Below are 445 nucleotides of genomic sequence, written 5' to 3' on the forward strand. Positions count from 1 at the left end.
AGGAGCCAGCGGCCGAAGGTGGGATTGGTGATTGGGGTGAAGTCGTAACAAGGTAGCCGTAGGAGAACCTGCGGCTGGATCACCTCCTTTCTAGGGAGTCGACATGAAGGTAATACTTCATGAAAACATACTTAGTATGTTAGAACTGGTTCTATGTTATCTGTTTAATTTTGAGAGTCCAATTAAGGAAACTTAATAAGTAAAATATTGATAGAAGCAAGCAGGACTAGGAAATGAAGTCTTGAGGAACAGAGCTTACTTATGTAAGTGAGTACCGGAAAGATTGAAATTGACGACGTAATGCACCGCTTATAGCAATATTTTTGTTCTTTGAAAATTGCACAGTGATATTAAAGTTGTTAAACCTTTAAATTTTAAAGAAATAACAATTTCGTCAAGACAAATATTAAACGAAAGTTTAAAAACCTTAAAATAGATTTATTTT

At 35.3% G+C, this 445-nt stretch carries 1 rRNA gene; it reads left to right on the forward strand.

What is annotated here, in order from left to right:
- Window positions 1-90: ribosomal RNA gene (locus AC07E4_RS14390) — 16S ribosomal RNA — on the forward strand; the annotation flags it as partial.
- Window positions 91-445 lie beyond the last annotated feature (355 nt).

This window comes from Clostridium amazonense, from assembly GCF_056431285.1.